18 protein-coding genes are annotated in these 21,684 nt (G+C 54.1%); 14 read left to right on the top strand and 4 right to left on the bottom strand.

Annotated elements, in window-relative coordinates; translation table 11 throughout:
• Positions 1 to 39 precede the first annotated feature (39 nt).
• A complete protein-coding gene (gene mnmC / locus OGY08_RS05955; protein ID WP_057067947.1) occupies positions 40 to 2,040 on the bottom strand; it encodes a bifunctional tRNA (5-methylaminomethyl-2-thiouridine)(34)-methyltransferase MnmC2/FAD-dependent 5-carboxymethylaminomethyl-2-thiouridine(34) oxidoreductase MnmC1 in 2,001 nt (666 codons plus the stop codon).
• A 159-nt stretch (positions 2,041 to 2,199) separates the two neighbouring features.
• Between mnmC and fabB the strand changes: the two genes are divergently transcribed.
• Positions 2,200 to 3,420, top strand: coding sequence for a beta-ketoacyl-ACP synthase I (fabB, locus tag OGY08_RS05950; protein WP_008785363.1), 1,221 nt, complete (start codon positions 2,200 to 2,202; stop codon positions 3,418 to 3,420).
• A gap of 230 nt (positions 3,421 to 3,650) precedes the next feature.
• Positions 3,651 to 4,829, top strand: a complete 1,179-nt coding sequence (locus tag OGY08_RS05945) for an MFS transporter (protein WP_003834805.1) — start codon at positions 3,651 to 3,653, stop codon at positions 4,827 to 4,829.
• Here OGY08_RS05945 and flk read toward each other — a convergent pair.
• Entirely contained in the window at positions 4,826 to 5,827 is a 1,002-nt protein-coding gene (gene flk / locus OGY08_RS05940) for a flagella biosynthesis regulator Flk (RefSeq protein WP_048216403.1), read from the bottom strand. The genes OGY08_RS05945 and flk overlap by 4 nt on opposite strands.
• 108 nt (positions 5,828 to 5,935) lie before the next feature.
• Here flk and pdxB point away from each other — a divergent pair, with 108 nt between their 5' ends.
• The 9 genes from pdxB to purF all read left to right on the top strand — a co-directional run bounded on the left by pdxB (position 5,936) and on the right by purF (position 15,086).
• Positions 5,936 to 7,072, top strand: coding sequence for a 4-phosphoerythronate dehydrogenase PdxB (gene pdxB / locus OGY08_RS05935; protein WP_079939919.1), 1,137 nt, complete (start codon positions 5,936 to 5,938; stop codon positions 7,070 to 7,072).
• Between the two features lie 68 nt (positions 7,073 to 7,140).
• On the top strand, positions 7,141 to 8,154 hold the full coding sequence (locus tag OGY08_RS05930; protein ID WP_008785360.1) for an aspartate-semialdehyde dehydrogenase: 1,014 nt from the start codon (positions 7,141 to 7,143) through the stop codon (positions 8,152 to 8,154).
• Positions 8,154 to 8,966 (top strand): tRNA pseudouridine(38-40) synthase TruA, encoded by an 813-nt coding sequence (gene truA / locus OGY08_RS05925; protein WP_003028142.1) that lies wholly within the window; start codon positions 8,154 to 8,156, stop codon positions 8,964 to 8,966. Before OGY08_RS05930 ends, truA begins: the two co-directional genes overlap by 1 nt.
• 24 nt (positions 8,967 to 8,990) lie before the next feature.
• Positions 8,991 to 9,650 (top strand): DedA family protein, encoded by a 660-nt coding sequence (locus tag OGY08_RS05920; protein WP_003028140.1) that lies wholly within the window; start codon positions 8,991 to 8,993, stop codon positions 9,648 to 9,650.
• A gap of 149 nt (positions 9,651 to 9,799) precedes the next feature.
• Positions 9,800 to 10,714: an acetyl-CoA carboxylase, carboxyltransferase subunit beta gene (gene accD / locus OGY08_RS05915; RefSeq protein ID WP_003834797.1), complete on the top strand. Its 915-nt coding sequence runs from the start codon at positions 9,800 to 9,802 to the stop codon at positions 10,712 to 10,714.
• Between the two features lie 192 nt (positions 10,715 to 10,906).
• Complete coding sequence (gene folC / locus OGY08_RS05910; protein ID WP_125363384.1) at positions 10,907 to 12,175, top strand: bifunctional tetrahydrofolate synthase/dihydrofolate synthase; 1,269 nt, start codon at positions 10,907 to 10,909, stop codon at positions 12,173 to 12,175.
• Positions 12,165 to 12,833, top strand: a complete 669-nt coding sequence (gene dedD, locus OGY08_RS05905; RefSeq protein ID WP_003834793.1) for a cell division protein DedD — start codon at positions 12,165 to 12,167, stop codon at positions 12,831 to 12,833. The genes folC and dedD overlap by 11 nt, the downstream gene beginning before the upstream one ends.
• A gap of 213 nt (positions 12,834 to 13,046) precedes the next feature.
• Positions 13,047 to 13,535 carry a colicin V production protein gene (gene cvpA, locus OGY08_RS05900; RefSeq protein WP_003028129.1) on the top strand — a complete coding sequence of 163 codons (489 nt, stop codon included), beginning with the start codon at positions 13,047 to 13,049 and terminating at the stop codon, positions 13,533 to 13,535.
• 33 nt (positions 13,536 to 13,568) lie between these two features.
• Positions 13,569 to 15,086: an amidophosphoribosyltransferase gene (gene purF, locus OGY08_RS05895; RefSeq protein WP_125363383.1), complete on the top strand. Its 1,518-nt coding sequence runs from the start codon at positions 13,569 to 13,571 to the stop codon at positions 15,084 to 15,086.
• Between the two features lie 102 nt (positions 15,087 to 15,188).
• On the opposite strand, the gene OGY08_RS05890 is transcribed toward purF, so the two are convergent.
• Together OGY08_RS05890 and OGY08_RS05885 are read right to left on the bottom strand one after the other, a co-directional pair.
• Complete coding sequence (locus tag OGY08_RS05890; protein WP_071445213.1) at positions 15,189 to 17,150, bottom strand: glycoside hydrolase family 127 protein; 1,962 nt, start codon at positions 17,148 to 17,150, stop codon at positions 15,189 to 15,191.
• A gap of 7 nt (positions 17,151 to 17,157) precedes the next feature.
• Entirely contained in the window at positions 17,158 to 18,561 is a 1,404-nt protein-coding gene (locus OGY08_RS05885; RefSeq protein WP_071445215.1) for an MFS transporter, read from the bottom strand.
• A 338-nt stretch (positions 18,562 to 18,899) separates the two neighbouring features.
• On the opposite strand from OGY08_RS05885, the gene OGY08_RS05880 reads away from it, so the two are divergent.
• The 3 genes from OGY08_RS05880 (at position 18,900) to argT (ending at position 21,593) form a co-directional block, all read left to right on the top strand.
• Positions 18,900 to 19,913, top strand: a complete 1,014-nt coding sequence (locus tag OGY08_RS05880; RefSeq protein WP_071445216.1) for a LacI family DNA-binding transcriptional regulator — start codon at positions 18,900 to 18,902, stop codon at positions 19,911 to 19,913.
• A gap of 40 nt (positions 19,914 to 19,953) precedes the next feature.
• Positions 19,954 to 20,523 (top strand): UbiX family flavin prenyltransferase, encoded by a 570-nt coding sequence (locus tag OGY08_RS05875; RefSeq protein ID WP_003028125.1) that lies wholly within the window; start codon positions 19,954 to 19,956, stop codon positions 20,521 to 20,523.
• A gap of 287 nt (positions 20,524 to 20,810) precedes the next feature.
• Positions 20,811 to 21,593, top strand: coding sequence for a lysine/arginine/ornithine ABC transporter substrate-binding protein ArgT (gene argT / locus OGY08_RS05870; RefSeq protein ID WP_006683634.1), 783 nt, complete (start codon positions 20,811 to 20,813; stop codon positions 21,591 to 21,593).
• The last annotated feature ends 91 nt before the right edge of the window (positions 21,594 to 21,684 follow it).

Genomic DNA, 21,684 nt, shown 5'->3' with positions numbered 1-21,684 from the left:
GATAAGCGTAGCGCCATCAGGCAATGGCGAGATGGTATCTTATTTCACCGCTTTACCCTTCAATAACTTCCTTACCCACAGACGATTCGGATTCAGCGCTGCCAGCGTGTTGGCATCCATTGGTATGGGTTCATTGCTCATTTGCGATGCCAGAATTTCTGCACACAGCGGGGCAGTACACAGCCCGCGCGAGCCCAGCGCACCCAACATAAATAAATCGGAATACACCGGGGCGTTTACGGCGTGCACTTTGTCTTCGGCAAGAGTGGCATACTTGCTGAGCGTGGCGTCATAATCCGCGACGTTGCCGACCATCGGCATGTGATCGCGCGTGGCGCAGCGCACTCCACAACGGGCGGCATTGCCACTAACGTCTACTTCTTTTGCCCACGAGGCATTCGGGAAACAATCTATTAAGCGCTGACGGTTTTGCTGCTGATCGTCCGCGCGATACACCGTTTCTTCACTTCCGCGATGATAGCTGGCGCCAATGCAGTGCTGCTGGTTTTGCGGGTTGTGCGGCGTGAGGTAGCCGTCATAGCACAGCACCTGGCGCAGCGCTGAAAGCGAAGGCGTAGTAGGAATGTGACTCACCTGACCGCCTACGGAGTACGCTGGTAGCGACTGCGTTTGCTCAACGCCGTTAATGCGATGCCCGTTAGCCAGAACTACAGCAGCGTGAGTGGCGGTTTCGCCACTGGCAAACGTCAATTGCCAGTGTTCTGTCTGGCGAGACAGCGAGGCCAGCGTATGTTGATACCGCGTGCGTAATCCCAGCGTTGCGGCGTAGTCGAATACGGCGGCGGTTAACTGTGCCGGACACAGCCATCCTCCGGCAGGGTACTGAATCCCGCCGCATCCGGTTTCGACGCCGGTCGTTTGTAAAACCTGCTCTGCGTTAACGCTGACGGCGAGCGCATCAGGCAATTCAAGGGACAGCATTTGGTCGATTTTTTGCTGGCTTTTTTCATCCCACGCCAGTTGCGTCACACCGCACCAGTCATGCGCGAACTCAACGGGGAGGGCGTCATACAGTCGACGAGCGAAGGTAAACGCGGTGGGGAAAAAGAGATTAATGGCCGCGTCATGCTTGCTGAGTAGCGGATAAAGCGCGCCCTGGCGATTGCCGGAGGCACCCCCGGCTGGATTATCGTCGGCGCAATAGAGTGTGACCTGCCAACCGCGACGCAGTAACGCCAACGACAGCAATGCGCTGGCAATCCCCCCGCCAATAATGGCGGCTTCGCGTTTATCTGTTCCGGAACGTGCAAACCAGGGAGCCGATGAAGGGAGCGTCAGCGTCTGTTCCATTACGCCACAGAGCATTTCACGTTTGCGACCAAAGCCTTTGCATTTTTGCATCGTAAACCCGGCTTCCTGCAACCCCCGACGCACAAAGCCCGCTGAGGTGAAGGTCGCCAGCGTACCGCCGGGACGAGCCAGACGGGCCATTGCGTTAAACAGCGTTGGCGTCCACATATCCGGATTTTTTGCCGGTGCGAAACCGTCCAGAAACCAGGCGTCCACTTTTTGATTCAGGGAGTCATCGAGCTTACTGGTCAGTTCGTTAATATCGCCAAACCACAGATCCAGCGTGACGCGTCCTTCATCAAGGAGCAGGCGATGGCATCCCGCCAGTGGCAGCGGCCATTGCTCTTGCAGCGCCGTGGCCCACGGGGCAAGTTCTGGCCAGTGCTGATGGGCTAAGGTGAGATCTTCGCGCGTTAGCGGATATTTTTCAAAACTGATGAAATGTAATCTTTCCAGGGTAGCTTCAGGATGGGTATCGCGAAAACCGGTAAATGCCTGCCAGAGCGTCAGGAAGTTAAGTCCGGTGCCAAATCCGCTTTCTGCCACCACGAAGAGGGGACGTGAATGCGCAGGGAATCGCTGGGCGAGATGATTCCCGCCGAGAAAGACGTAACGTGTCTCTTCCAGCCCGTTATCATTAGAAAAATAGACATCGTCAAAATCTCGGGAAACAGGTGTACCCTCAGCGTTGAATTCAAGGTTTGCAGGTTGTATAGCGTATTGTTTCACGTAAGTTACTCGTCTGGCAGGCTGTGCCCCGATCTTAGCGATGAGTGCCTGGCTGCGCAAATTTCCACATTAAATGGCTGATCGGACTTGTTCGGCGTACAAGTGTACGCTATTGTGCCACTCGAAACTTTAAAATAGTGCGACTTACAGAGGTATTGAATGAAACGTGCAGTGATTACTGGCTTGGGCATCGTTTCCAGCATCGGTAATAACCAGCAGGAAGTCCTGGCATCTCTGCGTGAAGGACGTTCAGGGATCACTTTCTCTCAGGAGCTGAAGGACTCCGGCATGCGTAGCCACGTTTGGGGCAACGTAAAACTGGATACCACTGGCCTCATTGACCGCAAAGTAGTGCGCTTTATGAGCGACGCATCCATCTATGCATTCCTTTCTATGGAACAGGCAGTGGCTGATGCCGGCCTTGCAGCAGAAGATTACCAGAACAACCCGCGCGTTGGCCTGATTGCAGGTTCCGGCGGCGGCTCCCCGCGTTTTCAGGTGTTCGGTGCTGACGCAATGCGTAGCCCGCGTGGTCTGAAAGCGGTTGGCCCGTATGTGGTCACCAAAGCGATGGCGTCCGGCGTTTCTGCCTGCCTCGCAACGCCGTTCAAAATCCACGGCGTAAACTACTCTATCAGCTCTGCCTGTGCGACATCTGCGCACTGTATCGGTAACGCGGTAGAACAAATTCAGCTGGGCAAACAGGATATCGTTTTTGCTGGCGGCGGCGAAGAGCTGTGCTGGGAAATGGCGTGTGAATTCGACGCCATGGGCGCGCTGTCTACCAAATACAACGATGCACCGGAAAAAGCTTCCCGTACCTATGACGCACACCGTGACGGTTTCGTTATCGCTGGTGGTGGCGGTATGGTCGTGGTCGAAGAGCTGGAGCACGCGCTGGCACGTGGCGCGCATATCTACGCGGAAATCGTCGGTTACGGCGCAACGTCCGATGGCGCAGACATGGTTGCTCCGTCTGGCGAAGGCGCAGTACGTTGCATGCAAATGGCGATGCACGGTGTAGACACCCCGATCGACTACCTGAACTCTCACGGTACCTCTACCCCGGTAGGCGACGTGAAAGAGCTGGGGGCAATTCGTGAAGTGTTTGGCGACAACAGCCCGGCAATCTCTGCGACTAAAGCCATGACCGGCCACTCCCTGGGCGCAGCTGGCGTACAGGAAGCTATCTACTCTCTGCTGATGCTGGAACACGGCTTTATCGCGCCGAGCATCAACATTGAAGAGCTGGATGAGCAGGCGGCAGGTCTGAACATCGTGACCAAACCGACCGAGCAGGCGCTGACTACCGTGATGTCCAACAGCTTCGGCTTTGGCGGCACTAACGCAACGCTGGTTATGCGTAAGCTGAAAGCATAAGACAGTGTGCCGGATCTTATATCCGGCTCATGCTGTACAGTAAAGGGAGCCGTCAGGCTCCCGTTTTTATATCGTTGACAATCGATCGGGTTTACAGGCAGACTCCAGCTTCAACATTATCCTCTTGATAATGCGTAAGCGTTTAACGTTATCCAACGCACCTTAATCCTGATAGTCAGGTAGAGGGGGCGTGGACATTCCTCGCCTTACTCTGCATTTTGGAGTAACGCATGACAGCTGTAACCCAACAAGAAAAAACACCTTCGGCGAACTTTTCGCTGTTTCGTATCGCTTTTGCAGTTTTCCTGACCTATATGACGGTCGGTCTCCCTTTGCCCGTGATTCCTCTGTTTGTGCATCAGGAACTGGGCTATGGCAACACCATGGTCGGTATCGCCGTAGGTGTACAGTTTCTGGCGACGGTATTAACGCGCGGCTACGCCGGGCGCTTAGCCGATCAATATGGTGCTAAACGCTCGGCGCTACAGGGGATGTTTGCCTGTGGGCTGGCAGGCGCGGCGTGGCTTTTAGCCGCGCTATTGCCTGTTTCTGTTCCCGTAAAATTTGCGTTGTTAATCGTCGGGCGTTTGATCCTCGGTTTTGGCGAAAGCCAACTGCTCACTGGTACGCTGACCTGGGGGTTGGGGCTGGTCGGCCCAACACGCTCCGGTAAGGTGATGTCGTGGAACGGAATGGCGATTTACGGCGCGTTGGCCGCCGGTGCACCGTTGGGCCTGTTGATCCACAGCCACTTTGGCTTCGCGGCGCTGGCGGGAACGACGATGGTATTACCGCTGCTGGCATGGGCATTCAACGGCACCGTGCGCAAAGTGCCTGCGCATGCAGGAGAACGTCCTTCTTTATGGAGCGTAGTCGGGCTTATATGGAAACCGGGCCTGGGCCTGGCGCTGCAGGGCGTTGGCTTTGCGGTGATCGGTACCTTTATTTCACTCTATTTTGTCAGCAACGGCTGGACGATGGCGGGGTTCACCCTGACTGCGTTTGGTGGGGCGTTTGTGCTGATGCGCATTCTGTTTGGCTGGATGCCGGACCGCTTCGGCGGTGTGAAGGTTGCCGTTGTCTCTTTGCTGGTGGAAACAGCGGGGCTGATTTTGCTGTGGCAGGCCCCATCGGCCTGGATTGCGCTGCTCGGGGCGGCATTAACCGGGGCCGGGTGTTCGCTTATCTTCCCGGCATTGGGCGTCGAAGTGGTGAAGCGAGTGCCCGCGCAGGTTCGCGGTACGGCGCTGGGCGGTTACGCCGCGTTTCAGGATATCTCCTACGGCATAAGCGGTCCGGTAGCCGGGGTGCTGGCCACCGCGTACGGTTATCCCTCAGTGTTTCTTGCCGGGGCGATATCCGCCGTGGTGGGGATTATTGTAACGTTGCTTACGCTGCGTAAAGGTTAAGCGACCAGCCAGAAAATGGCTAACGCAATCATCAACGCAACAAACAGCAGTCCCGGTCGTGCCGACAGAGATTTAACCGTTTCAATCATCGGCGCGAACGGGCTGTAAATGGGCTGCAGATGACGCGGATCGATGAGCTCACGTTCTCGTTCCACGCGACGCAGGAAAATTTGATTGAGCAAGTCCTGCACCTGCACCGTGGTCAGAATCGATTGTGGTTGGATCTGATACGTCTGCTGTGCGTATTCTTTTATCGCTGTCAGCTCATTCGGCTCTAATGGCAGCTTCAGCGCCGCCTGGAGCGTTTGTAGCGTCGGTGCGCTTTGCAGGCTGAGCGTCTGGCGCGCCTGCAGCCAGGTGACCAGGTGCGTAAACTGTTTGGCAGGGATCAGCTCACCGCTTTTTACGCCAGACAACTCCAGCATCGACTGCCAGATCATCTTCCCGGATTCTCCCGTGGCCGCCGCCAGTTTGGTAACCAACTGGTTCAGCGTATTGTGCTCTGCGGGGAGCAACGGGCGATCGGTAGCCGGGCGCTGCTGCGGCTGCGGTATCGACAGCTGTCCTTGTTGCAGCAGCGTGAGCACGTTCTTTAACTGCTCAGGCGTGAGCTGGCTGAGCGCTGTTTGCCCATACTGCTGACGGATAAAATCACTCACCGCCTGGCGATTATTTCCCTGGCTCAGTAATTCAGTGAGCTGCGAAAGCACCTGACGATTAACATGATTTTGCTGAGCAACCCCCAGTCGTTGGTTAAGGTTTTGCTCAGCGGCAGGAAAGTGACGTGACTGCAGTGGCGTATCACTTTTGACGCCCAGATCGTGCTTCATTCCGGCCCACACCTCAGCGCTTTGCTGCTGGGTGAGTGAAATCAAACGAGTAATTAGCCGTTCCAGCACAGTACGTTGTTGCGTGGATAACGGTTGTTCACCCGCAGCGGAAGGGGCATTTTGGCCTTCGCCGGGAGGGCGTGCGGGCGTACCTGAAATGGGCTGCATCATCTCTGTTCCTTAAATCTGTGCTGACCAGGTCTCGCAGTATGCCTGGCGGCGAGATTATGGCACACTTGCCCGGTTAACTCTCGTTCTCAAACAGGTGCGAAAGACGTGAAAATCCTCGTTGATGAAAATATGCCCTATGCCCGCGAACTGTTCAGTCGTTTGGGGGAGGTCAAAGCGGTTCCCGGTCGTCCGATTCCCGTTGCTGAACTGGATGATGCGGATGCTTTAATGGTGCGCTCGGTGACGAAAGTAAATGAATCACTGCTTGGCGGAAAACCGGTTAAATTTGTCGGTACGGCAACCGCTGGCACAGACCATGTGGATGACGCCTGGCTTGCGCAGGCGGGGATCGGTTTTTCCGCCGCGCCCGGTTGTAACGCAATAGCGGTCGTAGAATATGTTTTTTCAGCGTTACTGATGCTGGCGGAGCGCGACGGGTTTGCGTTACGCGATCGCACCGTAGGCATTGTGGGTGTGGGTAACGTTGGCGGGCGTTTGCAGGCGCGTCTGGAAGCGCTGGGGATCCGCACGCTGCTGTGCGATCCACCGCGAGCCGATCGCGGTGACGAAGGCAATTTCTGCTCGCTGGATGAACTGGTTGAGCAAGCCGATGTGCTGACTTTCCATACCCCGCTGTTTAAAGACGGGCCGTACAAAACGCTGCACATGGCGGATGACGCGCTGATTAGCCGGTTGAAGCCGGGCACTATTTTGATCAACGCCTGCCGTGGGCCGGTCATCGACAATACGGCATTGCTGAACCGATTGAATGCCGGTCAGTCGCTGAGCGTTGTGCTGGATGTCTGGGAAGGAGAGCCGGATCTCAATGTGGCGTTGCTGGAGAAAGCCGATATCGGCACGGCGCACATTGCCGGGTATACCCTCGAAGGAAAAGCGCGTGGCACCACGCAGGTCTTTGAGGCCTATAGTAAGTTTATTGGTCACGAGCAGCACGTTGCGCTCAGTACCCTGTTACCCGCGCCGGAATTTGGTCGTATCACCCTGCATGGCCCGTTAGATCAGCCAACGCTGAAAAGGCTGGTGCATTTAGTGTATGATGTGCGCCGCGATGATGCGCCGCTGCGCAAAGTCGCTGGAATTCCGGGTGAGTTTGATAAACTGCGTAAAAATTACCTTGAGCGTCGTGAATGGTCGTCTTTATATGTGATGTGTGACGACGCAACGGCTGCTGCCTTATTGTGTAAGCTGGGTTTTAACGCTGTTCATCATCCGGCACATTAATGTCTTCTTAATGCTCCCTGTCGAGTAATGCGACAGGGACGCTTACGTATTTCTTGGAGTAAATCACCATGTCTGAAGGCTGGAATATTGCCATTCTGGGCGCAACGGGCGCCGTAGGCGAAGCCCTGCTCGATACGCTGGCTGAACGCCAGTTCCCGGTCGGTGAAATTTATGCGCTGGCGCGTAATGAAAGCGCCGGTGAACATCTGCGTTTTAACGGTAAATCGGTCATAGTACAGGACGTTGCAGACTTTGACTGGACGCAGGCGCAGTTGGCATTTTTTGTTGCGGGCGCTGAAGCCACCGCCGCCTGGGTAGAAGAAGCCACTAATGCGGGTTGCCTGGTGATCGACAGCAGCGGTCTGTTCGCGCTTGAGCCAGACGTTCCGCTGGTGGTTCCGGACGTTAACCCGTTCGTGCTGGCGGATTACCGTAACCGCAATGTGATTGCGGTGCCTAACAGTCTGACCAGCCAACTGCTGTCTGCGCTGAAACCGTTGATTGATGACGGTGGGCTTTCGCGTATTACGGTGACCAATATTATCTCAGCTTCCGCTCATGGCAAAAAAGCGGTGGATGCGCTGGCCGGACAGAGTGCAAAACTGCTTAACGGCATCCCGATTGACGAAGATGATTTCTTTGGCCGTCAGTTGGCATTCAACATGCTGCCGCTGCTGCCCGATCGTGAAGGTAGCGTGCGTGAAGAACGTCGTATCGTTGATGAAGTGCGCAAAATTATGCAGGATGATGGTCTGCTCATCTCTGCCAGCATCGTGCAGTCCCCGGTATTTTATGGCCACGCGCAGATGGTTAATTTTGAGGCCCTGCGCCCGTTGGCGGCGGAAGAAGCGCGCGATGCGTTCTCACGCGGTGAAGACGTGGTGTTGTCGGAAGAGACCGATTTCCCGACCCAGGTTGGCGATGCATCGGGCACGCCGCACCTTTCTATTGGCTGCGTGCATAATGATTACGGTATGCCAGAGCAGGTTCAGTTCTGGTCTGTGGCGGACAACGTACGCTTTGGCGGCGCGTTAATGGCGGTGAAAATTGCGGAAAAACTGGTGCAGGAGTACCTGTACTAATGTCTGACCAGCAACAGCCGTCAACCCATAAAATTGCGCTGGGCATTGAGTATGACGGCAGCAAATATTATGGCTGGCAGCGCCAGAACGAAGTGCGTAGCGTTCAGGAAAAACTGGAAAAAGCGCTCTCTCAGGTGGCGAATGAACGCATCAATGTTTTTTGTGCAGGACGCACGGATGCGGGCGTTCATGGCACTGGGCAGGTCGTGCATTTTGAAACCACTGCCCAGCGTAAAGATGCGGCCTGGACACTGGGGGTAAATGCGAATTTACCTGGTGACATCGCCGTGCGCTGGGTTAAAGCTGTACCCGATGATTTTCATGCCCGATTTAGCGCCACGGCTCGCCGTTATCGCTACATCATCTACAATCATCGGTTGCGCCCTGCTGTTTTGGGTAAAGGGGTAACCCATTACTATGAACCGCTGGACGCTGAGCGTATGCATCGTGCGGCCCAGTGTCTGATTGGCGAAAATGATTTTACCTCGTTTCGAGCGGTGCAGTGTCAGTCGCGCACTCCGTGGCGAAACGTGATGCACATTAACGTCGAACGTTTCGGTGCATATGTGGTGGTGGATATTAAAGCGAATGCCTTTGTACATCATATGGTCAGGAATATTGTCGGCAGCCTGATGGAAGTTGGCGCCAACAACCAGCCGGAGAGCTGGATAGCAGAACTGTTAGCGGCAAAGGACAGAACGCTGGCAGCGGCAACGGCGAAAGCGGAAGGACTGTATCTGGTTGCGGTAGATTACCCGGACCGGTTCGACCTGCCAAAACCGCCTATGGGCCCGCTATTTCTGGCGGACTAATTTGAGTCGTATAAAGGCAAAACTATGGACCTGATTTACTTTCTTATCGATTTTATCCTGCACATTGATGTGCACCTGGCGGAGCTGGTTGCGGAATACGGTATCTGGGTATACGCCATTCTGTTTCTGATCCTGTTCTGTGAAACCGGGCTGGTGGTGACACCATTCCTGCCAGGGGATTCGCTGTTGTTTGTTGCGGGTGCGCTTTCTGCGCTGCCAACCAACGATCTTAATGTTCATCTGATGGTGGCACTGATGATTGTGGCGGCGATTGTGGGCGATGCAGTGAACTACACGATTGGCCGATTGTTCGGGGAAAAACTTTTCAGTAACCCGAACTCCAAAATTTTCCGCCGCAGCTACCTGGATAAAACCCATGCGTTCTACGAGCGTCATGGCGGTAAGACGATTATCCTGGCGCGTTTCGTGCCAATCGTGCGTACATTTGCGCCGTTTGTTGCCGGTATGGGACATATGTCCTACCGTCACTTTGCGATGTATAACGTCGTAGGCGCATTGCTGTGGGTATTGTTGTTCACCTACGCAGGCTACCTGTTCGGCGATCTGCCGATCGTCCAGGAAAACCTGAAATTATTGATTGTGGCGATTATAGTCCTTTCCGTATTGCCGGGGGTGATTGAAGTAATTCGCCATAAGCGTGCTGCGTCACGGGCTGCAAAATAGAAAGTAACTCAGCGGTTCGACCACTTTTTTATCCAAAGTTTCGGGCTGTTATGTTTTAATGTGCAACATTCATGGTCTGTTAGGGGCAAAAATGGCATTATGCGCCCCTTATAACAAAGCTGACTAGGGTTCAGGCAGAAAGGTCACCAATGAGCTGGATTGAACGAATTAAAAGCAACATTACTCCCACCCGCAAGGCAAGCATTCCTGAAGGGGTGTGGACCAAGTGTGATAGCTGCGGTCAGGTTTTATACCGTGCTGAGCTGGAACGTAATCTTGAGGTCTGTCCGAAGTGTGACCATCATATGCGCATGTCGGCGCGCAATCGCCTGCATAGCCTGTTAGATGAAGGTTCTCTTGTGGAACTGGGTAGCGAGCTTGAGCCGAAAGACGTGCTGAAGTTTCGTGACTCCAAAAAATACAAAGACAGACTGGCTTCTGCGCAGAAAGAAACCGGCGAGAAAGATGCGCTGGTGGTGATGAAAGGCACGCTCCACGGTATGCCGGTCGTTGCTGCTGCATTCGAGTTCGCGTTTATGGGCGGCTCCATGGGCTCTGTGGTCGGCGCGCGTTTTGTCCGTGCCGTTGAGCAGGCGCTGGAAGACAACTGTCCACTGATCTGCTTCTCTGCTTCTGGCGGGGCGCGTATGCAGGAAGCGCTGATGTCTTTGATGCAGATGGCGAAAACCTCTGCTGCGCTGGCGAAAATGCAGGAACGCGGTTTACCGTATATTTCTGTACTGACCGACCCAACAATGGGTGGTGTTTCCGCAAGCTTCGCGATGCTGGGCGATCTCAACATTGCAGAACCGAAAGCACTGATCGGCTTCGCTGGTCCGCGTGTTATCGAGCAAACCGTACGTGAGAAACTGCCGCCGGGATTCCAGCGCAGCGAGTTCCTGATTGAAAAAGGCGCTATCGATATGATCGTTCGCCGTCCGGAAATGCGCCTGAAACTGGCAAGCATCCTGGCGAAGCTGATGAATCTTCCTGCGCCGAATCCGGATGAGCCGCGTGAAGGCGAAGTGGTACCTCCGGTTCCCGATCAGGAACCAGAGGCCTGATAGTTTACGCTATGGGTTTCGGGTTGCAGGCAGGCGACAAGAGTGTTAATCCCGATGAACTTACACCGTTAAGTGATTCGGGAGTGCGAGTACAGCCAACACATCTGCAACGTGGAAAACGACGTGTAAAAAAGGGCAGGCCGGTTGGCGCTGCCCTTTTGCTTTTCTCAACGTAAAGAATCTACAGGCATCATGGACAATAAACGTATCCCTCAAGCCGCGTCGCCCCTGGCGTCGTGGCTTTCTTATCTTGAAAACCTGCACAGTAAAACCATCGATCTGGGCCTTGAACGCGTCAGCCAGGTGGCGCGTAAACTGGGGGTGTTGAAACCTGCGCCATTTGTTTTTACGGTGGCAGGAACCAATGGGAAAGGCACAACCTGTCGTACGCTGGAATCTGTGCTGACTGCGGCAGGCTATAAAGTTGGGGTGTACAGTTCGCCTCATCTGGTGCGCTACACGGAACGCGTACGCGTGCAGGGGCGTGAACTGCCGGAATCAGCTCATACCGCCTCGTTTGCTGAGATTGAAGACGCACGTGGTGACATTTCCCTGACTTACTTTGAATACGGTACGTTATCGGCACTCTGGCTGTTTAAACAGGCCCAACTGGATGTTGTTATTCTGGAAGTGGGGTTAGGCGGCCGCCTTGACGCCACCAATATCGTCGATGCCGATGTCGCAGTAGTCACCAGTATTGCGCTTGACCATACTGACTGGCTGGGCCCGGATCGCGAAAGTATTGGTCGTGAGAAGGCGGGGATTTTCCGCGCAGAGAAACCGGCCATCGTCGGCGAACCGGAAATGCCTTACACCATCGCAGATGTCGCTCAGGAGTGCGGGGCGATTTTGCAACGTTGCGGTGTGGACTGGCGCTATGCGGTCACAGAGAACGACTGGTCGTTTACTGATGCTCATGGAACGCTGGCGCACCTGCCGTTGCCGCAGGTGCCACAACCTAACGCTGCAACCGCACTGGCCGCACTGCGCGCAAGCGGCCTTAACGTCAGCGAGCAGGCCATTCGTGACGGTATCGAACAAGCGATTTTACCGGGACGCTTCCAGGTTGTGAGCGAGTCGCCGCGGGTAATTTTTGATGTTGCCCATAACCCGCATGCGGCGGAGTATCTGACCGGACGTCTGAAAAAGTTAGTGAAAAGCGGGCGTGTACTTGCGGTTATCGGTATGCTACATGATAAAGATATTGCAGGTACGTTGGCCTGGCTGAAAAGTGTGGTTGACGACTGGTACTGTGCGCCCCTGGAAGGGCCGCGTGGTGCAACGGCAGAACAGCTGCTGGAGCACCTGGGCAAAGGCAACGCTTATGACAGCGTGGCGCAGGCATGGGCTGCGGCACTTGCTGAGGCGAAGCCAGAAGATACCGTGTTGGTGTGTGGATCGTTTCACACTGTCGCACATGTCATGGAAGTAATAGACGTGGGGAGAAGCGGTGGCGAGTAAGTTTCAGAACCGATTAGTCGGCACAATTGTGCTGGTCGCGCTCGGGGTAATTGTGCTTCCCGGGCTGCTTGACGGCCAGAAAAAGCATTATCAGGATGAATTTGCAGCGATCCCACTGGTGCCTAAACCCGGCGATCGCGATGAACCAGACATGATGCCTGCAGCAACGCAGGCGCTGCCGACTCAGCCGCCGGAAGGGGCGGCAGAAGAGGTGCGTGCGGGTGATGCTGCCGCGCCATCGTTGGATCCATCACGTTTGACGACGGCAAACAGCGCGGAGTTAGATCCTGTCCCTGCGCCTGTGGAACCACCGAAACCTAAACCGAAGCCGCAGCCTGTTGCTGTCGCCCCGACGCCAACGCCGGCACCGACTCCAGCGCCGAAACCGGCCGCTGAGGAAGCGCCAGCGCCAACCGGCAAAGCGTATGTTGTACAGCTCGGTGCATTGAAAAACGCGGATAAGGTCAATGAGATCGTGGGTAAACTTCGTGGCGCGGGCTTCCGGGTATATACTTCCCCGTCAACGCCGGTGCAGGGTAAAATAACCCGCATTCTCGTAGGACCTGACGCCTCCAAAGATAAGCTGAAGAACTCGCTGGGCGAGCTGCAGAAGATCTCTGGTTTGAGCGGGGTGGTGATGGGGTATACCCCTAACTAAGGGATTGCGTTACGTTGCTCTGATGTAGGCCGGACAAGGTGTTTACACCGCCATCCGGCAGTGCCCGAAGAGGCATAAAATCGTATGGCGTTGAAGATTTTTTCAGCGCCATTTTTATTTACGCGTGGAAAGGAAATCCCTACGCAAACGTTTTCTTTTTCTGTTAGAATGCGCCCCGAACAGGACGACAGGGCGTAAAATCGTGGGACACATATGGTCTGGATTGATTACGCCATTATCGCGGTGATTGGTTTTTCCTGTCTGGTTAGCCTGATCCGTGGCTTTGTTCGTGAAGCATTATCGTTGGTGACTTGGGGTTGTGCTTTCTTTGTCGCCAGCCATTACTACACTTACCTGTCTGTCTGGTTTACGGGCTTTGAAGACGAACTGGTTCGAAATGGGATTGCTATCGCGATACTGTTCATCGCGACACTTATCGTCGGCGCTATCGTTAACTTTGTGATAGGCCAACTGGTAGAGAAAACAGGACTGTCGGGTACCGACAGAGTGTTGGGGATTTGCTTCGGTGCTTTGCGTGGAGCGTTGATCGTCGCCGCCATACTGTTCTTTCTCGATACCTTTACCGGTCTGTCGAAAAGTGAAGACTGGGGTAAGTCACAGCTGATCCCGCAGTTCAGTTTCATCATCAGATGGTTCTTTGACTATCTGCAAAGCTCGTCAAGTTTCTTGCCCAAAGTATAAACTTTGGGTCGTTGCTGAACGAGGAAAAGACGTATGTGCGGTATTGTCGGTATCGCCGGTGTTATGCCGGTAAACCAGTCGATTTATGACGCGTTAACGGTGCTCCAGCATCGTGGTCAGGATGCTGCGGGCATCATCACCATTGATGCCAACAACTGCTTCCGCTTGCGTAAAGCAAACGGAATGGTGAGCGATATTTTTGAAGCGCGCCATATGCAGCGTTTGCAGGGCAATATGGGCATCGGTCATGTGCGTTACCCAACGGCTGGCAGCTCCAGCGCCTCCGAAGCTCAACCTTTTTACGTCAACTCACCGTATGGCATTACGCTTGCCCACAATGGCAACCTGACCAACGCGCATGAGTTGCGTAAAAAGCTGTTTGAAGAAAAGCGCCGCCACATCAATACCACTTCAGATTCTGAAATTCTGCTGAATATTTTCGCCAGCGAGCTGGATAACTTCCGCCACTATCCGCTGGAAGCTGACAATATTTTTGCTGCCATTGCGGCAACCAACCGCCAGATTCGCGGCGCCTATGCCTGCGTGGCGATGATTATCGGTCACGGTATGGTTGCCTTCCGCGACCCTAACGGTATCCGTCCGCTGGTGATGGGCAAACGCGATATTGGCGATGGCCATACCGAGTACATGGTGGCGTCTGAGAGCGTAGCGCTGGATACGCTGGGCTTTGAATTCCTGCGCGACGTAGCGCCTGGCGAAGCGGTGTACATCACCGAAAAAGGCCAGCTGTTTACCCGTCAGTGTGCCGATAACCCGGTGAGCAATCCATGTCTGTTTGAATACGTTTACTTCGCACGTCCTGACTCCTTTATCGACAAGATTTCCGTCTACAGCGCCCGTGTGAATATGGGGACTAAGCTTGGCGAAAAAATTGCCCGTGAGTGGGAAGATCTGGACATCGACGTAGTAATCCCAATCCCGGAAACCTCCTGTGATATCGCGCTGGAAATTGCCCGCATTCTCGGTAAGCCGTACCGCCAGGGGTTTGTGAAAAACCGCTATGTGGGCCGTACCTTTATCATGCCGGGCCAGCAGTTGCGTCGTAAATCTGTGCGCCGTAAGCTGAACGCTAACCGTGCGGAATTCCGTGATAAAAACGTGCTGCTGGTGGATGACTCCATCGTGCGTGGCACCACCTCAGAACAGATTATCGAGATGGCGCGTGAAGCCGGAGCGAAGAAGGTGTATCTGGCCTCTGCCGCCCCGGAAATTCGCTTCCCGAACGTTTATGGCATCGATATGCCTACCGCGACGGAGCTGATTGCGCATGGTCGTGAAGTGGACGAGATTCGCCAGATAATCGGCGCAGATGGTCTGATCTTCCAGGATCTGAACGATCTGATTGAAGCTGTCCGTGCTGAGAACCCGGATATTCAGCAGTTTGAATGTTCAGTGTTTAACGGCGTGTACGTTACCAAAGACGTCGACCAGCAATATCTCGATTTCCTCGACTCCCTGCGTAATGACGATGCCAAAGCGGTATTGCGTCAGAACGAAGCGGAAAACCTTGAGATGCACAACGAAGGTTAAAACTGGACATGCCGGATGGCGACGCATCGCGTCTTATCCGGCCTACAGTCCATCATCGTTGTAAGCCGGATAAGGCGTAGCCTCCATCCGGCTTTTTTATGGCTACACCTCGTCGACCCAAATTCGCATTTCTCCTTCGCCGCGGTTGGCCCAGCTAAACCACGGGATAAAGGTCAGCGTCTGCTTCACAAGCGCCGTCTGGCGATTATCAAAGCTGTATAGCGGCTTATCCTCATGCGCGCTCAACACGCGTACCCCTTCCGCCTGTAGCAGCACTTTCCCTTTCAGCATGCCAACGCCCTGAATCTTACGAAACGCGCTCACCTTCGGTAGCGACAGGTTGTGCAATTGTGCGCCGTTATCCGCCTCTTCCAGACAGTAGACCAGCGGCCCGCGCTGGATCGCCACTTTGCCCGCCGCGTGGCGCACCTGAGGATTGGCATACACGCGACGAACGGGCATCGGTAGATTCAGGGTAATGATATCTCCCTCCTGCCACAGGCGATGCAGGTGCAGATAACCTTTCACCATTTTGCCCTGAGCCGCTTCGCCGTTTACCTGCACCGTTGGTGCTGCGCACCACTCTGGCAGGCGCAGCGCCAGCGTGTGCTCGACTACTTGTGGCTGGTTAAAGCGAATCGAGACCTGCTCATCCCACGGATAGTTACCCTCAATCTTTAGCGCCAGTGTCTGAGCGTCAACCGTAAACTGCGCCTCGGTACCAGCATAGAAGTTAATAAACAGCGCGTCCGGGCGTGGGGTAAAAATATAGTGACCGATGGCGACCAGCGTACGGGCGATGTTTGGTGGGCAGCAGGCGCAGCCGAACCAGCGTTGGCGCACGGGTTTTATGTGGTCGTAAATATGGTTATGCGGAATACTTTTGGGCTGCGTTTCCAGCGGGTTCACATAGAAGAAATGTTTGCCGTCCAGCGCCATCCCGCCCAGCACCGTATTGTAAAACGCGCGTTCCATGACATCGGCATAGTGCGCGTCGCCTTCCATTTCCAGCATGCGACGGGCAAACATCATCAGGCCGATGGAGGCGCAGCTTTCACCATAGGCGGTATCATTCGGTAAATCGTAATCGCTGGTGAAGGCCTCGCCGATCCCTTGCGAGCCAATACCGCCTGTGATGTACATCCGGCGCTGCACCATGTTATTCCAGATGCGCAGGCAGGTCTGGCGCTTTTCTTCGTCGTTCGTCATGCGGGCGATATGCGCCAGCCCGGTCATAAGATACACCGAACGTACCGCATGGCCGACGGCTTCGCTCTGTTGCGCCAGCGGTTTGTGGGCGTGGGTATAGGCTTTATCTTTGACCATCCATGCCTCGCCCCAGTTATCCCAGTGCCAGGTGCCCCCGCGCTTAGCAAACTCAATATCGTAATAGTACGGTTGTTGGCCGCGCTCTTCGAGAAAGAAGCGTGCCAGCGCCTGATAGCGTGGTTCCTGTGTGACTTCATACAGGCGCATCAGCGCCAGCTCAATTTCCGGATGACCCGGATAGCCACGCAACTGGCCTTCGTTTGGACCGAAAACGGTGTCGATGTGGTCGGCGAAGCGGCAGGCTATCTCCAGCAGCCGACGCTTGCCGGTGGCGTTAAAAAAGGCCACTGCGGCTTCAAACAGATGCCCGGCGCAGTACATCTCATGGCATTCCGCAACGTTGGTCCAGCGCAGCCCCGGCTCTTTAACGGTGTACCAGGTGTTGAGATAACCATCTTCACACTGCGCTTTTGCCAGCAGCTCGATGACCTCATCGGCGGTCTTCTCAAGTTGTGCGTCCGGCTTTTGACTGAGTGACCAGGCCACGGCTTCCAGCCATTTAGTCACATCGCTATCCTGAAATACCATGCCATAAAACTCACCGTGCTCAAGTCCGGCGGCAATGCGGTAGTTCATCAGCGCGTGGCTTGGCTCCGCTTCAGGGATTTCGTCGTTCAGCGCCTGCCATTGATAGGGGATAACGACGTCGCGAATCAGACGCTGGTACTCTCCTAAAAACGGGTCGGTGATGGTGATGTTATTCAGGTCGGCTTCAATCACATCAGACTGCATCATGTTTACCTCAGGAAATGTGTGAATGTCGTTGGTGAAGATCGGTTGAAATTTGCTGCATCATCGGGCCGTTGAGACGGCATTTGAGCAGGCACAGCGCCAGCGCGAGATGGAAAATTGCGGGTACGATGCTTTGCAGAAGGGTGATGCCCTGAATCGATGCTGCGGTCTGGTTTTCCAGTCCCGGTCGATAGGCCACCATAATCAGAATCAGGCTGATAATGCCCCCGGACGATGCCCATGAGAGCTTGATAAAAAAGAGGTTGAAGGCGAAGTTCATGCCGGATGAACGAACGCCATTTTTCCATTCACCGTAGTCATCGGCAAAGGCCATAATGGAGAAGTGCAGCGGCAGGGTGAAACCCAGCACCACGTTGTTGATTAAGATACAAACCAGCCACAGGGTCTGGTACTGCGGCCCGGTCGGCAGAAAGTACATGGCGATACCGAAGACGAACAGCGCCAGGTTGGTGTAAAAATACAGTTTCACCATATCAAAGCGGCGGGAGAGGGGATTAACGATAATCGCCCCGGCAATGGATGCCACGGTCACCACGCCAAAAAACAGCGACATAAATCCGGCGCTGCCCTGCAGGACATAAGAGATAAAGTACATGTAGCCGCCGCCGCGAATACATAGAATGTTCACTAGCAGGAAGGACATCACCAGCATCATCAAGAGCTGATCGTTTTTACGCAGCCCGACCAGATGTTCGCGCAACGTAAAGCTGCCCGCCAGCGATAACGGTACGCGCTCTTTGACCCAGAAGAAGCACAGCAGAAACATCACCACACCCACGGTACACAGTACCGTTACGCCATATTGGTAGCCTTTTGCCAGGTTGCCCTGCCCAAAGACCTCCACCATCCACGGTAATCCTACCGCGACCAGGAAACCCGCAATGCCGCTTAATACAAAGCGCCAGGACTGACAAGACATCACCTGATCGTGTCGATTAGTCACCGCGTTAATCAGCGCACAGTATGGAACGTTGTTAGCGGTATAGCCGATGGAGAGCAGGAAGTAGGTGCCAAAGGCCCAGGCAATTTTCGCGTTTGGCCCCATATCCGGCACGGTGAAAGTCAGAATGCCGATTACGCCGAGCGGTACTGCGGTCCACAGTTGCCAGGGACGAAAACGACCCCAGCGGCTGCGGGTACGATCGGCAATCACGCCCATCACCGGGTCAGAAACAGCATCGAAAATACGCAGAACAAAAAACATCGCCCCCACAATGGCCGGGCTTAAGCCAAAAACATCGGTATAGAAAAAGAGCAAAAAGCCGCTTATCAAATCTGAGATGCAGTGCCCGCCGGCATCGCCTAATCCATAGCCTATCTTTTCGCGGGTCGAAAGCGTCTCGCCCGCGTCAATTGTCTGTACATCAGTATCCAGGTTATCAGCAATTGTCATAACCAATCCTCGAACAGGGGATGATTTAAAGAGTCATTACGGCTTATCTCTGACAGTTTTTACTAAACAAGTAACGGCGATGAGAATAGATCTGCTGTGGAGTATTGGTATATGACGTGTTTCTTTCTCTGTGAAAATGATCGTAATTTTTACTAGAAAAATATTTTTAATGGTGATCTTAATCACAAGTGCAGGGTGGAGGAGCACGATTAGCGGTTCTGCTAGTGACTCTGTGGGGAAATTACGTATTGTTAATCGTCTGCTGTGAGAGTGATATTCTTACGGCTAATGGAATCAGACGTCGACTGAAGAACGCTTGACAGGTGCAAACAAACGGAATGGCGAAAAAGACCCGAATTAAAGACATTGCCGCGGCATGCGGCGTTTCTATTGCTGCGGTTTCCCGGGCGCTGAAAGGGCAACCCGGTCTTGGCGAGGAGACGCGTCAGAGAATACTGACGATTGCGCAGGCTGAGGGCTACGATTTTGGCCGTTTGCGCAGCGGTCGTATTAAACGCTTACTTTTTTTGCTGCATCGCGAACACAATATCGCCAGCGCGTTACCTTTCTATTCCACGGTGATGCTCGGCGTGGCTGAGGCTTGTCGGGAAAATGACATTGCGATGAGTTTCTTACCCATCGGACCGGAAGACTCGGTGGCGGAGATGATTAACCTGCACCAGCCCGATGCGCTTATCTGCGCCGGTTATCTGGAAGCTGAAATACTTGCTGAATTGCGGAAGCTGGCATTGCCTGTGGCGCTGGTGGATCTGTGGGCCGCCGACTTTCCTTGCGTCAACCCAGATAATTTTCATGGCGGATTTATTGCTACACGTCACTTGCTTGAACAGGGACGCAAGCGCATTGCATTTCTTGGACATTCGCAACGACATTACAGTATTCGCCAGCGCGTAGAAGGGTATCAGCAGGCGCTGTTTGACGCCGGACTCTCGCTTCCTGAGGAATATCAGGTTGAAGCGCCGCCAGTCAAAAATATTGAGCAGGCGCTGATTGAGGGGATGGACAAACTGCTGGCGCTGGCCCAGCCGCCGGACGCGATTTTTGCCTATAACGATATTGCCGCTCTGGTGGCGATGCGGGTCTGTGCGCGCAAAGGAATCAGGGTGCCGGAAGATATCGCCATTGTTGGATTCGATGATATTGACGCAGCGGCCTGGGCGCATCCGGCGTTAACCACCGTTGCGGTTGATAAGCGCGAGCTTGGACAGGATGCGTTTCGTTTGCTGCTCAATGAGCAAGGGGAACGAAATCTGCTGCTGCCGGTTCGTCTGGTGGTTCGTGAAAGCTCGCTCAGTTCAGCGCCACATTCACAGTTGCGCCCGACGCCGTAATCCGGCAAAGTCTCGCCATTATGACGAAAAGGCTCTCACTGTGAAACGACTCATCATTGGTATTTCTGGTGCAAGCGGGGCAATTTACGGCGTGCGCCTGTTGCAGGTATTGCGTGACGTCACTGATGTGGAAACCCACCTGGTGATGAGTGCCGCTGCCCGACAGACGCTGGCGCTGGAAACGGACCTCTCTGTGCGCGACGTGCAGGCGCTGGCAAATGTGAATCATGATACCCGTGATATCGCCGCCAGTATCTCCTCCGGCTCTTTTCAGACCGCCGGAATGGTTATTCTGCCTTGTTCAATCAAAACGCTTTCTGGCATCGTCCACAGTTACACCGATGGGTTGCTTACCCGTGCGGCAGATGTGGTGTTGAAAGAACGTCGTCCGCTGGTGCTGTGTGTACGCGAAACGCCGCTGCATCTGGGGCATTTGCGATTGATGACGCAGGCGGCAGAAATTGGGGCGGTAATTATGCCACCTGTCCCGGCGTTTTATCATCGTCCGCAAACGCTCGATGATGTGATTAATCAAACGGTTAATCGCGTGCTTGACCAGTTTGATATTACCCTTCCGCAGGACCTGTTCACCCGCTGGCAAGGGGCGTAAGCCGTTCCATCAGCGTGCAAAGAATCATCCGTTGCCCTGTTTCAGGGCAATTTTGTAACCGCGATCATATCCTCAACATTTAATTCGTTAAAACTCAACGAAACGCTGCGGTTCAACCGCCAGACCTGCTATCTTCAAAATCAGGACATTATTGCAACGTTTTATTAACATATTTAACGTCGAATATCCTCATCGACGTGAAAATGGCATAAGACCTGCATGAAAAAGTCTGCAAACACACAACACAACGTAAAACATAATAAAATTACGCCACTTGAGGGTTATGTATGAAGAAGACGGTTCTTGCTTTGTCTTTGCTGGTAGGACTCTCCGCCACCGCGGCCAGCTACGCAGCACTTCCGCAGACGGTTCGTATTGGTACAGATACAACGTACGCTCCTTTTTCCTCTAAAGATGCCAAAGGCGACTTTGTCGGCTTCGATATCGATCTGGGAAATGAGATGTGTAAGCGCATGCAGATCAAATGCACCTGGGTTGCCAGTGACTTTGATGCGCTGATCCCATCGCTGAAAGCGAAAAAAATTGATGCCATCATCTCCTCGCTTTCTATCACCGAAAAGCGTCAGCAAGAGATTGCGTTCTCAGACAAACTTTACGCTGCAGACTCACGTCTGATCGCCGCGAAAGGCTCCCCAATTCAGCCGACTCTGGATTCCCTCAAAGGTAAACACGTTGGCGTCCTGCAAGGCTCTACTCAGGAAGCCTATGCCAATGACAACTGGCGCAGCAAAGGCGTGGACGTGGTGGCCTATGCGAACCAGGACCTCATCTATTCTGACCTGACGGCAGGCCGTCTGGACGCGGCATTGCAAGATGAAGTCGCGGCCAGCGAAGGCTTCCTGAAGCAGCCTGCTGGTAAGGATTACGCTTTTGCCGGTCCGTCGGTGAAAGATAAAAAATACTTTGGTGACGGAACCGGGATTGGCTTGCGCAAAGATGATGCAGAGCTGAAAGCCGCTTTCGACAAAGCGCTGGGCGAACTGCGTAAAGACGGCACCTACGACAAAATGGCGAGCAAATATTTTAATTTTAATGTCTACGGCGATTAATACAGCGGCGTGGGGAATTGACTGCACCATTGCGGGTAACCATTTCGGTGCATAATAATTTCAGTGCACTGTTTTGGTGCTTTTATCGCTG

It is taken from the genome of Citrobacter sp. Cpo069, assembly GCF_030332785.1.
Classification (GTDB): domain Bacteria; phylum Pseudomonadota; class Gammaproteobacteria; order Enterobacterales; family Enterobacteriaceae; genus Citrobacter; species Citrobacter portucalensis.
Note: the sequence above shows the minus strand (reverse complement) of the source record. Positions and strands in the feature narration are given on the sequence as shown.

Bases quoted from the DNA above. Each gene is read 5' to 3' on its own strand.
- fabB (WP_008785363.1), top strand. From the start codon at position 2,200: ATGAAACGTGCAGTGATTACTGGCTTGGGCATCGTTTCCAGCATCGGT.
- OGY08_RS05945 (WP_003834805.1), top strand. From the start codon at position 3,651: ATGACAGCTGTAACCCAACAAGAAAAAACACCTTCGGCGAACTTTTCG.
- flk (WP_048216403.1), bottom strand. From the start codon at position 5,827: ATGCAGCCCATTTCAGGTACGCCCGCACGCCCTCCCGGCGAAGGCCAA.
- OGY08_RS05930 (WP_008785360.1), top strand. From the start codon at position 7,141: ATGTCTGAAGGCTGGAATATTGCCATTCTGGGCGCAACGGGCGCCGTA.
- truA (WP_003028142.1), top strand. From the start codon at position 8,154: ATGTCTGACCAGCAACAGCCGTCAACCCATAAAATTGCGCTGGGCATT.
- OGY08_RS05920 (WP_003028140.1), top strand. From the start codon at position 8,991: ATGGACCTGATTTACTTTCTTATCGATTTTATCCTGCACATTGATGTG.
- accD (WP_003834797.1), top strand. From the start codon at position 9,800: ATGAGCTGGATTGAACGAATTAAAAGCAACATTACTCCCACCCGCAAG.
- folC (WP_125363384.1), top strand. From the start codon at position 10,907: ATGGACAATAAACGTATCCCTCAAGCCGCGTCGCCCCTGGCGTCGTGG.
- cvpA (WP_003028129.1), top strand. From the start codon at position 13,047: ATGGTCTGGATTGATTACGCCATTATCGCGGTGATTGGTTTTTCCTGT.
- purF (WP_125363383.1), top strand. From the start codon at position 13,569: ATGTGCGGTATTGTCGGTATCGCCGGTGTTATGCCGGTAAACCAGTCG.
- OGY08_RS05890 (WP_071445213.1), bottom strand. From the start codon at position 17,150: ATGATGCAGTCTGATGTGATTGAAGCCGACCTGAATAACATCACCATC.
- OGY08_RS05885 (WP_071445215.1), bottom strand. From the start codon at position 18,561: ATGACAATTGCTGATAACCTGGATACTGATGTACAGACAATTGACGCG.
- OGY08_RS05880 (WP_071445216.1), top strand. From the start codon at position 18,900: ATGGCGAAAAAGACCCGAATTAAAGACATTGCCGCGGCATGCGGCGTT.
- argT (WP_006683634.1), top strand. From the start codon at position 20,811: ATGAAGAAGACGGTTCTTGCTTTGTCTTTGCTGGTAGGACTCTCCGCC.